Raw genomic sequence first — 13,135 nt, 5'->3', positions numbered from 1 at the left:
GAGTTGTGCATGCCGTTTTAAACCGCAAGCTCGTCTGGCCCCCCGTCCAGCCGGGCCAGCGCGGCCAGCAGCTCGGCATCGGTGCGGTACAGGCGCAGCCAGTGGTCCGAGGGCAGGGCACCCGCCCGGCGCAGGGGCGTTTCCACGGGCAGCTTCAGGCCGCTGAGGTGCAGCGTGGTGCCTTGCCGGTGCAACTGGGCACAGAGCTGGGCCATGGCCTCGATGCCGGTGGCATCGATGCGATTGATGGGCTGGGCAAACAGGCACACATGCTGCGTGCCCGGGTGCTGTGCCAGGTGTTCGACGATGGTGCGCTCAAAACTGCTGGCGGCGGCAAAGTCCAGTGCGGCATCCATGCGCAGCGCATACAGGTGCGGGGCCAGCGGCGGCAGATGCCACAGGTGGCGGTCGCGCAGGCTGCCGTCGGGGTGCTGGCCCACTTCAATGATGCGCGGGTGCAGGCGCTGGTACAAAAAATGGCTCAGTGCCATCAATATTCCGGTCAGCACGCCCCAGTACAGGCGCGGCGCTGCCAGCAGGGTGACGGCAAAGGTGGTGCCGGCAATGGCCGCTTCTACGCGCGAGATGCGCCACAGCCGCACAAACTCGTGCGGCTTGAGCAGTCCGATCACCGCCACCACCACAATCGCCGCCAGCACAGCGCTGGGCACCTGCTGCAGCACCGGCATGAACACCAGCAGCGCCAACACCACCACCAGCACCGAGGCCACCGTAGCCCAGCCGGTGCGTGCTCCGGCGTACACATTGAGTGCCGAGCGCGAAAACGATGAGCTGGTCGGAAACGCCCCGCTGAGGCCCGCCGCGAGCTTGCCCAGCCCCTGGCCGATCAGGTCCTGGTTCTGGTCCCAGGGCTTGCCCGCGCGCGCGCTGTCCACCCGTGCGCTGGAGGCTGTCTCCAGAAAGCTCACCAGCGTGATCACCAGCGTGGGCAAGACCAGTTGGCCCAGCGTCTCCCAGCCCGGCCAGCTTGGCAGGTACAGCGAGGGCAGCCCGTGCGGCAGCACCCCCACCACCTTGCCACCCAGCGCCTCAAAGCCGATGGCTAACGAAGCCCCAGCGCTCAGCACAACGATCAGCAGCACCGAAGGAAACGCAGGCCGCCAGCGGCGCACCAGCACCAGCAGGGCCAGGCTGACCAGACCAAATCCCATGGCGTACAGGTCGGGCCAGCCGCCTTCCCACACCCGCAGCCCCGTGCTGCCCAGCCCCAGCAGCGCGGGCAATTGCGAGGCCACGATCAGCACCGCCGCCGCCTGGGTAAAAGCCATCAGCACCGGGGCGCTGACCAGGTTCAGTAGCCAGCCAAAGCGCAGCAGCCCCAGCGCCGTTTGCAGCAGGCCACTGAGCAGCGCCAGCCACACCGCCAGGTTGACCCATTGCGCACTGCCCGGCGTGGCCAGGCCGTTGAGGGATGCGCTGATCAGCAGGCAGCTGAGCGCCGTCGGCCCCACCGACAGCCGCGTGGAAGCGCTGAACAGTACGGCGATCAGCGCGGGCAGGATCGAGGCGTAAATGCCCGTCACCAGCGGCATGCCCGCCAGTGCCGCGTAGGCCACGCCCTGGGGCAAGACCATCAGGCCTACCGTCAGCCCGGCCAGTGCCTCTTGGCGCAGCAGGGCGGCATCGGGCCGGGGCCATTGCAGAAAAGGAAGCAGTTGTTTCATTGCGCCAAGACCGGGGCTTCAAGCGCGCCCTGCCACAGGCGCATGGGCGTGTCAGCGCTGCGGCATGTCCTTGGCCGAATAGCCCAGCGATACCGTGGCATCCTGCGGGATGGGGGGCATGGTGGCGTTCCAGGCTTCCCAGCTGGCGCGCATCTGGGCCAGGCGCTCGGGTTGGCGCATGCCCAGGTTGGCGCGCTCGCGCTCGTCCTGCGGGATGTTGAACAGGTAATCGTTGCCATCGACGCGCAGGTACTTCCAGTCGCCATCGCGCAGCGCCCGCTGGCCACGGTGGTTCATGCGGAAATGTACGGGTCGGTCAAACTCTTGTCCCGGCGTGCGCAGCACGGGCAGCAGCGAGACGCCGTCCAGCGGGTAGTCGGGGTGCGCTGTTACGCCTGCGGCATCCAGCATGGTGGCTGTCCAGTCCATGGTCAGGCACTGCTGGGTGCTTTCGCGGCCTGGGGCGATCACGGCGGGCCAGTGGGCAATCCAGGGCACGCGGATGCCGCCTTCGGTCAGGTCCATCTTGCCGCCTACCAGCGGCCAGTTGTCCGAGAAACGCTCGCCGCCGTTGTCGCTGGTGAACACGATCAACGTGTTGTCCAGCTGACCATTGGTGCGCAGGGCCTCCACCAGCCAGCCAACGCCCTCGTCCATGTGGTGGATCATGCGGCGGTACTGGTGGATGTTGCCGCCATGCAGGTGAAAGAGGTTGGATTTCACCTCTTCGGACAGCGCCTGGTCGTCGCGCGTCTCCCAGGGCCAGTGGGGCGCGGTGTAGTGCAGGCTGAGCAGAAAGGGGACATCCTGCCCGGCCATGCGGTTCACACAGTCCACCGCGCGCTGCGAGAGCAGGTCGGTCAGGTAGCCCTCTTCGGTGTGGCTTTCTTCGCCCAAGTACAGATCGTGGTGGCCCGCGCTGCTATGGTGGCTGAAATAGTCCACCCCGCCCGACATGGGGCCGAAGAATTCCTCATACCCCGACTGCAGTGGCCCAAAGGCCGGCGGGTAGCCGAGGTGCCATTTGCCGATCAGCGCGGTGCGGTAGCCCGCCTCCTTGAGCAGCGAGGGCAGGGTGGGGTGCTCGGGCGGCAGGCCCAGCGTCGTGCTGCCCTTGCTGCGGCTGTTGATGGGCTCTTCCGCCGCGCCGCGCAAGCGGTATTGGTAGCGCCCGGTGATCATGGCAAAGCGGGTGGGCGAGCACACCGGCGAGTTGGAATAGCCCTGGGTGAGCTTGAGGCCGTGGGAGGCCAGACCGTCGAGCACTGGCGAGACCGGGCCGAACGCGGCATCGCGGCCGCCGTAGCAGCCCAGGTCGGCAAAGCCCAGGTCGTCGGCCACGATAAAGATCAGATTGGGTTTTTGCATGGTGGGTGCTTTCAATCCACCTTCATGTTGGTGGCTTTGGCGATGCGGCCATATTGCGCTGACAAATCCGCCAGGCGTTTGCTGGCAGCCGCCCCCACGGAACCATCGACCTGCAAATCCAGCGCCGTCAGGCGGGCCTGGATGTCGGGGCTGCGCAGGGCTTCGAGCATGCCGCGCTGCAAGGTTTGCATAAGGGGCTCGGGCATGGCGGCGGGCACCATGGCCACGTACAGAATTTCCTGCACCAGCTGGGGGTAACCGGCCTCTGCCACGGTGGGCACGTCGGGTGCTACCTTGGAGCGCTGGCGGCTGGTCACGGCCAGGGCCGTGATCTTGCCGGCCTTGATGTGTTGCAGCATCGTGGGCGCCGCCAGCACCCCGCCATCCACCTCACCGGCCAGCACGGCATTGGCTGCGGGTGCGTTGCCTTTGTAGGGAATGTGCTGAATCTTCGTGCCCGTGGCGTTGCCAAGCACCTCGGCGGCCAGGTGGCCCGGGCTGCCGTTGCCGGCGGAACTGAAGTTCACGCCCTTGCTCTTGCCGGCGGTGACCATGTCGGCCAGACTTTTAAAGCCGGTGGATGGGTGCGCCACCACCATCATTCCCGAGGTGGCCAGCACCATCAGCGGCTTCAGATCGCCCTGTTTGAAGGGCATGCTGGGGTAGATGTGCGGGTTGACGGTGAAGGTGGTGTCTATGCCTATCATCACGGTGTAGCCATCGGCCGGGCTCTTGGCCACCATGTCGGCACCAATGTTGCCTGCTGCGCCGGGCTTGTTCTCGACGATGAAGGGCTGCTTGAACTGCGTTTGCAGGGCTTCGCCCAGTGAGCGGGCCAACACATCGGTCGGGCCGCCCGGCGTAAAGGCGTTGACGAACTTCACCGGCTTGCTGGGGTAGTCAGCGATTTGGGCGTGCAGCAGCGGGGCCTGGGCCAGGGCGCAGGTGCTGAGGGCCAGCAAGGCCAGGCGGCGGGTGGGAAAAACAGTGCGCATCTTGGTGTCTCGCTCGCAAAAATGAAGAAGCTGCATCGACTGTAAGATTGATGTGGATCATTGTTCTAATCAATTCATTACCGTGAAAACCCTCAACCCCCAGAGCATCGACGACATGCTGCTGTACCGCCTGGGTCGGGTACTGGGAAAGGCCGGCAGCCTGGTCACCCGCATCTGCGAGGGTGAGTTCGGCATCACCCGGCGCGAATGGCGGGTGCTGGCGCAACTGGGCAAGCGTGACGGCATTTTGTCGTCCGAGCTGGCCGACGCGGCGCAGCTGGACCGGGCGCGCACCTCGCGGGCCGTCACGGCGCTGGTGGCCAGGCAACTGGTGGTGCGTGTGCCCCGCCCGCACGACCGCCGTCAAGTGGTCCTGCACCTGAGCGACGCGGGCCGTGCCCTGTACGAGGCTGTGCTGCCCCGGGTGATGGCTATCCACCAGGCGTTGGTGGCTCCCTTGAGCCCGGTCGAGGCAGACCAGCTGGACGCGCTGCTGGCAGTGTTGCAGTCCCAGGCCGATGCCATGCAGTGCGGCGCCGACCTGCCCAAGGCCGACCGGCGCCGGGGCGGGCGTGGGCTGCGCGCGAGCAGCTGAAGACCGGGCGCGCTGGCGTGCGGTGCCACAATCGCCAGCTTATGCAAATTCCCTACGAACTGGCCCTGGGCTGGCGCTACACGCGCGCTGGCCGCGCCACGCGGCGCAATGGTTTCATCTCGTTCATCTCGGGCGTGTCCATGCTGGGCATTGCCCTCGGTGTGGCGGCGCTCATCATCGTGCTCAGTGTGATGAACGGCTTTCAGAAAGAGGTGCGCGACCGCATGCTCAGCGTGGTCTCGCACATCGAGATCTTTGCGCCCCAGGGCGCGGCCCTGCCCGATGTGGCGCGCACGCTGGCCGAGGCCCGGCAAAACCCCAACGTGATCGGCGCCGCGCCCTTCGTGGGGGCGCAGGCCCTGCTGGCCCGCGGCGAGGACATGAAGGGCACGCTGGTGCGCGGCATCGACCCGGCGCTCGAAGGCGCGGTGACCGACCTGGCTGCCACCAACGAGGAAACACTCAAGCTGCTGGTGCCCGGCGAGTTCCGTGTGGTGCTGGGTGGCGAGCTGGCCCGCACCCTGGGCGTGCGTGCGGGCGATGTGGTGACGCTGATCGCGCCAGCCGGGCAGGTCACACCCGCGGGCGTGGTGCCGCGCCTCAAGCAGATGACGGTGGCGGGCACATTCGACTCGGGCCACTACGAATACGACTCGGCCCTGGTGCTGCTGCACCACGAGGATGCGCAGCGCATCTTCCGCCTCGAAGGCCCCACGGGCATCCGCCTCAAGCTCAAGGACCTGCACCAGGCGCGCGAGGTGACCCGGCAACTGGCCGGCAGCCTGAGCGACCAGCTGCTGATCCGCGACTGGACGCAGCAGAACAAGACCTGGTTTGCCGCGGTACAGCTCGAAAAACGCATGATGTTCATCATCCTCACGCTGATCGTGGCCGTGGCGGCCTTCAATCTGGTGAGCACGCTGGTGATGACGGTGACCGACAAGCGCGCCGACATCGCCATCCTGCGCACGCTGGGCGCCAGCCCCAAAAGCATCATGGGCATTTTTGTGGTGCAGGGCGCCATGGTGGGCGTGATCGGTACGGCGGTGGGCCTGCTGCTGGGCCTGGGCATCGCGCTCAACATCGACGTGATCGTGCCGGCGATTGAAAAGGCCTTGAACGCGAGCTTCCTGCCCAAGGACATCTACCTCATCAGCAAGATGCCCAGCGAGCCGCAGAGCAGCGACATCGTGCCCATCGGCGTCATCTCGCTCGTGCTGGCCTTCGTGGCCACGCTCTACCCCAGCTGGCGTGCCAGCCGTGTGAATCCCGCCGAGGCATTGCGCTATGAGTAACACCACCCCCACGCTTGGCACTGGCGTGTCCTCGCTGCCCCCATCCGGGGAAGGGCTCCCGGGTTCCCGCGATCCCGGGGCGCTCGCCGCCTTGGGGCGGCCCGGCGGCGGCTCGGTCATGAACCCTGCACACGCTGGATTGGACGCCGAAGTGGTGCTGGAGGCCAGGGGCCTCACCAAGCGCTTCACCGAGGGCCGCCTGGATGTGACCGTGCTCCAGGGTGTGGACCTGCAGATCCATGCCGGTGAAACCCTGGCCATCGTCGGCGCCTCGGGCTCCGGCAAGAGCACGCTGCTGCACCTGCTGGGCGGGCTGGATGCGCCCACGACGGGCACGGTGCGCCTCAAGGGCGAGGAGATGTCAGCGCTGTCGGCCGAACGCCAGGGCCAGCTGCGCAACCGGCACCTGGGCTTCATCTACCAGTTCCACCACCTGCTGCCCGAGTTCAGCGCGCTCGACAACGTGGCCATGCCGCTGCGCATCCGGCGCCTGCCGCTGGCGCAGTGCCATGCCGAGGCCGGGCGGGTGCTCACCTCCGTCGGATTGAAAGACCGCCTGCACCACCGCCCGGCAGAGCTTTCGGGCGGCGAGCGCCAGCGGGTGGCGATTGCGCGCGCCCTGGTGACGCGGCCGGCCTGCGTGCTGGCCGACGAACCCACCGGCAACCTGGACCGCAGCACGGCGAACAGCGTGTTTGCGCTGATGCTGCAGCTGGCGCGCGAGCAGGGCACGGCGTTCGTGATGGTGACGCACGATGAATCTCTGGCCGCCCGCTGCGACCGCGTGGTGCGGCTGGTGGCGGGGCGTCTGGGTGATTGACGGGGGCAGGCGCGCGCCGCCTGCCACGGCACTGCCTTCGGCTTTCCGCCCCGTTATTCGCTGGAAGGCAAAAACGTATCAGCGTGCGCTTCTGACGCGCAGCAGCTCGTCCAGGATCAGGCAGACCGCCCCCACGGTGATGGCCGCGTCGGCGATGTTGAACGCCGGAAAATGCCAGCCGCGCAGATGGAAGTCGAGAAAATCGACCACGTAGCCGTGCATCAGCCGGTCCACCACATTGCCCACGGCGCCGCCCAGGATGCTCGACAGCGCAAAGCAGAACAGCTTTTGCCCCGGGTGTGCGCGCAGCTGCCAGACGATGAACAGCGTGGCGGCCACGCCGATGCCCGTGAACAGCCAGCGCTGCCAGCCGCCCGCGTCGGATAGGAACGAGAAGGCCGCACCCGTGTTGTGCGCGCGCACGATGTTGAAAAAGCTGGTGATGGTGGTGGCATCGCCGAGCCGGTAGTAGCCCAGGATCAGCGTCTTGGTGAACTGGTCGGCCAGCAAAATGACCACCGCCCAGGCCAGCCAGGGCCACAGGCTGGCGCCTGGGCTGCGCATGAATGAGGTGCTGCCCCGGGCCATCAGGCCACCTTCCGTTCTTCGCCGCTGCCAAAGAGGTTGCTGGTGCAGCGCCCGCACAGGGTGGGATGGGCCGCGTCGTGGCCCACGTCGTCGCGGTAGTGCCAGCAGCGCTCGCATTTGGCATCCGAACTGGCCCTGGCGTTTGCCTTTAAAGCGCTTCCAGCTATTAATTCAATAGTGGAGGTGATGAAAACGAACTTCAGGTCATCGCCCAGGCTGGCGAGCAGCGCGTGGTCCTCGGGGGGCGCTGTCAGCGTGATGCAGGCCTGCAGCGAGGCGCCCACCTGGCCGGCGGCGCGCAGCGCCTCGATGTCCTTGTTGACGGCGTCGCGGATCTCGCGGATGCGGCTCCACTTGGCCAGCAGGCCGTCGTCGCTGTGGCCCAGCGCCGAGAAGGTCTCGATGAAGATCGACTCGGAGTGACCAAAGATCTTCCACGCTTCTTCGGCCGTGAATGACAGGAATGGCGCCATCCAGCGCAGCATGGCGTGCGTGATCTGGTGCAGCGCGGTCTGGGCGCTGCGCCGCGCCAGGCTCTTGGGGGCCGTGGTGTAGAGGCGGTCCTTGAGTACATCGAGGTAAAAGCCGCCCAGGTCTTCCGAGCAGTACAGCTGCAGCTTGGCCACCACGGGGTGGAACTCGTACACCCGGTAGTGGGCCAGCAGGTCTTCCTGGAACTGCGCGGCGCGCACCAGCGCGTAGCGGTCGATCTCCAGCATCTGCTCGAACGGCACGGCGTCCTTGGCCGGGTCGAAGTCGCTCACGTTGGCCAGCAAAAAGCGCAGCGTGTTGCGGATGCGGCGGTAGGCATCGACCACGCGCGCCAGGATCTTGTCGTCAATCGCCAGGTCGCCCGAGTAGTCGGTGGCGGCGCACCACAGGCGGATGATTTCGGCGCCCAGCTTGCCGCTTACCTCCTGCGGCGAGACGGTGTTGCCCAGCGACTTGCTCATCTTCTTGCCCTGGCCGTCCACGGTGAAGCCGTGCGTCAGCAGGCCGCGGTAGGGCGCGCGGCCGAAGATGGCGCTGGCCAGCAGCAGCGAGCTGTGGAACCAGCCGCGGTGCTGGTCGTGGCCTTCGAGGTAGAGGTCGGCCTCGGGTCCTTCGTCGTGGTGCATGCTGCCGTGCGTGCCGCGCATCACATGCCAGAAGGTGGAGCCCGAGTCGAACCACACTTCGAGGATGTCGGTGCTCTTGGTGTAGTGCACGGCGTCCTCGGCGCCGAGCACCTCTTCGGCCGTCATGCGGCTCCAGGCCTCGATGCCGCCCTGCTCGACGATGGAAGCGGCCTGGTCGATGATTTCCATGGTGCGCGGGTGCAGCTCGCCCGAATCCTTGTGCAGGAAAAAGGGCAGGGGCACGCCCCAGCTGCGCTGGCGCGAGATGCACCAGTCGGGCCGGCCGGCGATCATGTCGCGCAGGCGCGATTTGCCGTTCTCGGGGTAGAAGTGGGTCTGCTCGATGGCGGCCAGAGCGGTCTGGCGCAGCGTGCCGGGGGCCTTGTCGGTGGTGAACACGCCCTCGCCCTCGTCCATGCGCACGAACCACTGGGCGGCGGCGCGGTAGATCACCGGCGTCTTGTGGCGCCAGCAGTGCGGGTAGCTGTGGGTGATGGTGGTGGTGCCCAGCAGGCGCCCGGCGGCCTGCAGCGCCTCGATGATGATGGGGCAGGCCTTCCAGATGTTGAGCCCGCCGAACAGCGCCAGCGATTCGTCGTAGCGGCCGTTGCCCAGCACGGGGTTCAGGATGTCGTCGTACTGCATGCCGTGCGCCACGCACGAGTTGAAGTCTTCCACGCCGTATGCAGGCGAGGAGTGCACGAGGCCGGTGCCGTCGGTGGCCGTGGCGTATTCGGCCAGGTACACGGGCGAGAGGCGGCGGTAGCCGGCATCCACATCGTGCAGCGGGTGCTCGAATTCGAGGCCGGCGAGCTGTTTGCCCTGGGTCACGGCCAGCACCTGGCCTTGCAGGTTCCAGCGCTGCAGGCAGGATTCCACCAGCGTTTCGGCCACGATCAGCAGGCCACGCTCGGTGTCCACCAGCGCATAGGGCAGGTCGGGGTTGAGGTTGAGCGCCTGGTTGGCGGGGATGGTCCAGGCGGTGGTGGTCCAGATGACGGCAAAGGCGTCCTTGGGCACGCTACCGGAGGGGCCTTCCAGCCCTGGCAGACCGAAGGCCGCAGCCAGCCGGGCTGGGTCGTGCGCCTTGAAGGCCACGTCCAGCGTCTGGCTCTTCTTGTCCTGGTATTCGATCTCGAACTCGGCCAGCGACGAGCCGCAGTCGAAGCACCAGTACACGGGCTTGAGGCCGCGGTACACGTAGCCGCGCTCCATCACGCGCTTCAAGGCGCGCAGCTCGCCCGCCTCGTTGGCGTAGTTCATGGTCTTGTAGGGGTTGTCCCACTCGCCCAGCACACCGAGGCGCTTGAAATCCTGCATCTGCTGCGCGATCTGCTCGGTGGCAAAGGCGCGGCTCTTGGCCTGCATCTCGTCGCGCGGCAGGTTGCGGCCATGCAGTTTTTCGATGGCGTTTTCGATGGGCAGGCCGTGGCAGTCCCAGCCGGGCACATACAGCGCGTCAAAGCCTTCGAGCTGGCGCGCCTTGGTGATCATGTCCTTGAGGATCTTGTTGACCGCGTGGCCGATGTGCAGTTGCCCGTTGGCATAGGGCGGGCCGTCGTGCAGGATGAACTTGGGCTTGCCGCAGCGCGCATCGCGCAGCTTCTTGTAGACGCCCTGGTCTTCCCACTCCTTGACCCAGGCCGGCTCGCGCTTGGGCAGATCGCCGCGCATCGGGAACGGCGTGTCGGGCAGGTTCAGTGTGCTGCGGTAGTCGGTGGGTGCGGGACTGGCGTTGTCGGACATGGATAAGCCTTAAAACAGGGCATTCCGGGGCGGGCCCGGGTCAAAACGGGAGGAGGGCACGGGAGGCGAATGGGTCGCCCGTGCAGGTGCTGCGCAGGGCAGCCACCTCAAATTCGGTCGCGCGTGGTCTGGCGCCGGGTCTCGGTATCGGAGGGGGCGTGGGCCGACGCAAAGTAGGCACGTGCATCGGCGCAGTCTTTGGCAATACCCGCCGTCAGGGCATCGAGACCGTCGTATTTCAGCTCGTCGTGCAGTTTGTGCAGCAGTTCCACGCGGATGATTTTACCGTACGCCCCCTCGGGCCCCAGATCGGCGGGCCAGTCCAGGCAATGGGTTTCGAGCAGCACGCGGCCGCCGTTCACATCCGCTGGATCGAGCGAGGGCCGCACGCCCAGGTTGGCGACCCCGGGCAGGGGCGCATGGCCCAGGCCATGCACCAGCACGGCAAAGATGCCGCTGGCGGCGGGCTTCCAGTGCGCGAAGCGCAGGTTCAGGGTGCGAAAACCGTCGTCGGCACCAGCGTTGCTGGCCCCCAGCGCACGCCCGAGCTTGCGCCCGTGCACGACATGGCCGCTGATGGTGTAGGGCCGGCCCAGCAGGCCGGCGGCGGCGGCCATGTCGCCGCGCTGCAGCGCATCGCGCACGGCCGAGCTGGAAACGCGCAACCCATGGACCTCATAGCTGTTCATGCGGGCCACGTCAAAACCCAGATGCTGGCCCGCCGAGTCCAGCATGGTGTAGTCGCCCGCCCGCTGGGCACCAAAGCGGAAATCGTCGCCCACCAGTACATAGCGTGCGCCCAGGCCGCGCACCAGCACCTCGTCGATGAAGGCCTGGGGCGGCTGGGCGGCCAACCGCGCATCGAATGGCAGCACCACGGCCTGCTGCACGCCGCAGCGCTGCAGCTCGGTGAGCTTGTCGCGCAGCGTGCCGATGCGGGCCGGAGCCAGGTCCGGCTTGCGCAGCGCACCGGCGAAATAGTCGCGTGGATGGGGCTCGAAGGTCAGCACGCAGCTGTCCACGCCCCGGTGGGCGGCCTCGCTGTTCAGCAGGGCCAGCATGGCCTGGTGGCCCCTGTGCACGCCGTCGAAATTGCCAATGGTCAGCGCGCAGGCGCGGGCGATGTCCGGGTGGTGGAAGCCGCGAAAGATCTTCATCGGTTTGATATTGTTTTGATAGCAGCTTGCGCTGATGTATCAAGCGCAAGACGCCAATTTGTCATGAAAACGGAGTATATTGTGATCGCAGTGCCATCCGTGTTCCGAATCCTTGTGTACTTTTGTTCCAGGAGGCGTGTTGTGAAGGTCTTGAAGCTGTCGGCCCAAGGGCTGCCCCAATCGTGGATCACATTGGAGCAGGCGGTGATTCACTATGCCGCCGGGGAGGTGCGCTGGGAGTCGGGCGGACAGATCGCCCGTTTCCGGGGCGGCTACAGCGCCATCACGGGCGAGCAATCGGTGATTGCCGTCAACAGCATCGTCGGCACCCGCGGCGTGCCGGGCATCAACCCTTTCGATCTCAAGCCCAGCCTCACCAACAGCAAGCTGTTTGCGCGCGATCGCAATGTGTGCGCCTATTGCGGCGGCCATTTTCACGAAGAAGACCTCACGCGCGAGCACATCGTGCCGTTTGCGCGCAACGGCCAGAACCACTGGATGAACGTGGTCACGGCCTGCCGACCCTGCAACCACCGCAAGGGCCCACGCACGCCTGAGCAGGCCCACATGCCCCTGCTGTATGCGCCCTATGTGCCCAGCCTGTGGGAAGACTTCATCCTGCGCAACCGGCGCATCCTGGCCGACCAGATGGAGTTTTTGATGGCCCATGTGCCCAAATCGTCGCGGTTGCTGGTCTGATCGGGCCGTCCCGCCCGTGGCCCATCGGGGGATGCACCGCCTTGGCGCCACGGGGTGGGCTGTGGTCAAATAAGGGTTTTCCCTTGGTTTTCCAGCATGATTGTTCGTGAGCGTCCGTCGGGGCTGCGCTTGTTTCTGGTCCTGCGCGGCTCGGTGTTGCACCGCATTCGCCTCACCTTGCTGCTCAACATCTTGCTGGCGACCCTGGTGACGCTGGTGCATGGCAACCTGTTCACGCTCAAGATCACGCTCACCGCCATTCCTTTTACCCTGATCGGTCTGCCGCTGGCGATTTTTCTGGGCTTTCGCAACACCACCGCCTACGACCGCTACTGGGAAGCCCGCAAGCTCTGGGGCGAGATCGTGCACCGCACGCGCACGCTTTCGCGCCAGTGCCAAGGCCTGATCCAGCTGTCTGCGCCGCTCAACCCCGCCCAGCGTGACGACGATGTGCGGGTGCGCATGGTGCACCGCGCCATCGCGTTCGTGCATGCGCTGCGGCTGCAGCTGCGCGACCAGCGCGATGACGCCGTGCTGCAGCGCTGGCTGACAACGGCAGAGTTTGAAAAAGCGCGCAGCACCTCGAACCCCGCCGACGCCATCATGCTGCACATGGGCCGTGACCTGGGCGAGTGCGTGCGCCAGGGCCAGATCGAGCCCTGCCTGGCGGCATCGGTGGATGCCACGCTGTCCTCCCTGACCGCCTCGGCCGCCTCGTGCGAGCGCATCAAGAACACCCCCGTGCCGTTTTCCTACACGCTGCTGCTGCACCGCACGGCCTACATGTACTGCTTTTTGCTGCCCTTCGGTCTGGTGGACACCACGGGGTTCATGACGCCTTTTGTGGTGGGCATCGTGGCCTACACCTTCTTCGGTCTGGACGCGCTGGGCGACGAGATCGAGGAACCCTTCGGCCTGGAAAGCAACGATCTGCCGCTCGACACCCTGTGCAGGGCCATCGAGATCCATTTGCGCGAATCGCTGGGCGAGAAAGACCTGCCGCCCGCGCTGGAGCCGGTGAACTTCCAGCTGACCTGAGCGACAGGCCAGCAAGAAAAAACCGCCCGAA

General features: G+C 66.4%; 11 protein-coding genes. 5 read left to right on the top strand and 6 right to left on the bottom strand.

Annotated elements, in window-relative coordinates; genetic code table 11:
• Positions 1 to 17: 17 nt before the first annotated feature.
• From AC1RDS_RS16875 to AC1RDS_RS16865, 3 genes are read right to left on the bottom strand one after another with little or no spacing between them, the layout of a single operon-like run.
• Positions 18 to 1,685 (bottom strand): SulP family inorganic anion transporter, encoded by a 1,668-nt coding sequence (locus tag AC1RDS_RS16875; protein WP_026435836.1) that lies wholly within the window; start codon positions 1,683 to 1,685, stop codon positions 18 to 20.
• A gap of 51 nt (positions 1,686 to 1,736) precedes the next feature.
• A complete protein-coding gene (locus tag AC1RDS_RS16870) occupies positions 1,737 to 3,053 on the bottom strand; it encodes a sulfatase family protein (protein ID WP_026435837.1) in 1,317 nt (438 codons plus the stop codon).
• Between the two features lie 11 nt (positions 3,054 to 3,064).
• On the bottom strand, positions 3,065 to 4,048 hold the full coding sequence (locus tag AC1RDS_RS16865) for a Bug family tripartite tricarboxylate transporter substrate binding protein (RefSeq protein WP_026435838.1): 984 nt from the start codon (positions 4,046 to 4,048) through the stop codon (positions 3,065 to 3,067).
• Between the two features lie 82 nt (positions 4,049 to 4,130).
• Here AC1RDS_RS16865 and AC1RDS_RS16860 point away from each other — a divergent pair, with 82 nt between their 5' ends.
• From AC1RDS_RS16860 to lolD, 3 genes are all read left to right on the top strand, one after another.
• Positions 4,131 to 4,643 carry a MarR family winged helix-turn-helix transcriptional regulator gene (locus AC1RDS_RS16860; protein ID WP_026435839.1) on the top strand — a complete coding sequence of 171 codons (513 nt, stop codon included), beginning with the start codon at positions 4,131 to 4,133 and terminating at the stop codon, positions 4,641 to 4,643.
• A gap of 41 nt (positions 4,644 to 4,684) precedes the next feature.
• Positions 4,685 to 5,938, top strand: a complete 1,254-nt coding sequence (locus AC1RDS_RS16855; RefSeq protein WP_026435840.1) for a lipoprotein-releasing ABC transporter permease subunit — start codon at positions 4,685 to 4,687, stop codon at positions 5,936 to 5,938.
• 118 nt (positions 5,939 to 6,056) lie between these two features.
• Positions 6,057 to 6,758, top strand: a complete 702-nt coding sequence (lolD, locus tag AC1RDS_RS16850) for a lipoprotein-releasing ABC transporter ATP-binding protein LolD (RefSeq protein ID WP_026435841.1) — start codon at positions 6,057 to 6,059, stop codon at positions 6,756 to 6,758.
• Positions 6,759 to 6,836: 78 nt separating this feature from the next.
• On the opposite strand, the gene lspA is transcribed toward lolD, so the two are convergent.
• From lspA to AC1RDS_RS16835, 3 genes are all read right to left on the bottom strand, one after another.
• On the bottom strand, positions 6,837 to 7,346 hold the full coding sequence (gene lspA / locus AC1RDS_RS16845; RefSeq protein ID WP_026435842.1) for a signal peptidase II: 510 nt from the start codon (positions 7,344 to 7,346) through the stop codon (positions 6,837 to 6,839).
• Entirely contained in the window at positions 7,346 to 10,210 is a 2,865-nt protein-coding gene (ileS, locus tag AC1RDS_RS16840) for an isoleucine--tRNA ligase (protein ID WP_026435843.1), read from the bottom strand. The genes lspA and ileS overlap by 1 nt, the downstream gene beginning before the upstream one ends.
• Positions 10,211 to 10,317: 107 nt before the next feature.
• Positions 10,318 to 11,367: a bifunctional riboflavin kinase/FAD synthetase gene (locus AC1RDS_RS16835; RefSeq protein WP_026435844.1), complete on the bottom strand. Its 1,050-nt coding sequence runs from the start codon at positions 11,365 to 11,367 to the stop codon at positions 10,318 to 10,320.
• Between the two features lie 141 nt (positions 11,368 to 11,508).
• Here AC1RDS_RS16835 and AC1RDS_RS16830 point away from each other — a divergent pair, with 141 nt between their 5' ends.
• Both AC1RDS_RS16830 and AC1RDS_RS16825 read left to right on the top strand, forming a co-directional pair.
• A complete protein-coding gene (locus AC1RDS_RS16830; protein ID WP_026435845.1) occupies positions 11,509 to 12,066 on the top strand; it encodes an HNH endonuclease in 558 nt (185 codons plus the stop codon).
• Positions 12,067 to 12,162: 96 nt separating this feature from the next.
• Positions 12,163 to 13,104: a bestrophin family protein gene (locus AC1RDS_RS16825; protein ID WP_026435846.1), complete on the top strand. Its 942-nt coding sequence runs from the start codon at positions 12,163 to 12,165 to the stop codon at positions 13,102 to 13,104.
• The last annotated feature ends 31 nt before the right edge of the window (positions 13,105 to 13,135 follow it).

The organism is Acidovorax sp. GW823-FHT02H02, assembly GCF_058797075.1.
Note: the sequence above shows the minus strand (reverse complement) of the source record. Positions and strands in the feature narration are given on the sequence as shown.